A 1,081-nucleotide genomic window follows, 5' to 3' on the forward strand; every position below is an offset into this window, starting at 1 on the left:
TGCGCCGCCCGAACAAGTATTGAGCGACCAGTTCTGTGAACCTCAAGATCGGAATAGGGATACGGCGGGTGCGCGCGACAATGCGCAGCAGCGCATAGGCGATCATTGCGGCAAAGAGTTGCAGGCGGATTGCATTGCCGTTGTTGCCCAGGAACTTGCGGATCTTGAGGTGCTGCTTGATCCAGCGGAACAGAAGCTCGATTTGCCAGCGGCCTTTGTAGAGCCGTCCAATCTCGACGGCGGAGCGCTCCAGATCGTTGGTCAAAAGCGTGATGGTGTCGCCCTCTTCGCGTTGAACGCGCAGGCGGCGCAGGCGCATCGGCAGCTTGCAAACGCCCTTGCTGACCAGGCTTACCTCACTGTCTTCCAGGATCAGGAAGCCGTCGCCCTGCGGCTCGGCGATGGCGCGATCGCACGCCAGCGCCAGCCCCATGTTGGCCTTGGGCCGCGTCACGAAGGTCGATCCGGCTTCGGCGATCGCCGCCCACCAGCCGTAATGGCAGTAGCCCTTGTCGAACACGTAGGTCGCCCCGGCCTCGATCGTGATCTGGCGGCCAATCTGGGCGTCGTTGACGTTGGCGTCGGTGATGTCGAGGACGCGCGGACAGTCGGCCTTCGGGTCATAGACGACATGTACCTTCATGCCGCGGATGCGCCCGTTCGACTTGGCCCAAGCGCACAGTTTGCCGAGCGGAATGGGGGTCGAGTCGATCAGCCGCAGCATCGCTTCGCCCTCGCGCCGCGTTTGCCGGTCGAGTTGGCCCGCCACCAGGCCGAACGCCTCGGCAAAGACGGCGACCGGACGCCGTCTGTTGGCATCCGACAAGGTCGAACGCATCAAGGCACCGCTGCCCAGGTGATAATGATGCTGGCTGTTGGCGTTCCAGCCGGCTTCCAGGCCACGCAAGCCGCTGCTGCCGCAGAACTGGGCGTAGATCAGCACCACCAGATGATCCCAGCTCCTGAACGATTTGTCGTAGGCGTCCCCCTCGTGGCGATCCACAATTGCTTGGAATCGACGCCGATCGATGGCTTCAAGAAGCTGCCCGAAGATGCTAGGTGCAAAGCGCATGCCCCGTTC

Annotated in this window: 1 protein-coding gene; it reads right to left on the reverse strand. The window is 62.7% G+C overall.

What is annotated here, in order from left to right:
* Positions 1-1,072, reverse strand: a 1,072-nt coding sequence (locus tag EH240_RS37040; RefSeq protein ID WP_125007254.1) for an IS4 family transposase, incomplete at its 3' end; no start/stop codon positions are given.
* Between the last annotated feature and the right edge of the window lie 9 nt (positions 1,073-1,081).

It is taken from the genome of Mesorhizobium tamadayense (assembly GCF_003863365.1).
In the GTDB taxonomy this organism is placed as follows: Bacteria; Pseudomonadota; Alphaproteobacteria; order Rhizobiales; family Rhizobiaceae; genus Mesorhizobium; species Mesorhizobium tamadayense.